The organism is Lacinutrix sp. MEBiC02595, assembly GCF_053601555.1.
In genome coordinates this window covers 1-224 of sequence record NZ_JBSHNU010000199.1, presented here as the reverse complement: position 1 = coordinate 224, position 224 = coordinate 1, and the positions used below count along the sequence as shown (strand labels likewise).

Genomic DNA, 224 nt, shown 5'->3' with positions numbered 1-224 from the left:
CAGCAGGAACAGATGGTTATACTACAGCAGGAACGGTAACCGGAACAGTATATAACGATGAAGATGGTGATGGAACACAAAACGGAACAGAAACCGGATTTACTTCTCCAGTAACTGTATTTGCTGATTTAGATGGCGATGGTGTATTAGACGCAGGAGAGCCAACAGCAACAACGGCAGCGGATGGAACGTATACTATTCCAGGAGTACCAGCAGGAACAGTA

The 224-nt window shown here is 45.5% G+C and carries 1 protein-coding gene; it reads left to right on the top strand.

Annotated features, from left to right (window positions below):
- The coding region (locus ACVCZW_RS05865) for a hypothetical protein (protein WP_452231908.1) at positions 1-224 on the top strand (224 nt) is incomplete at both ends.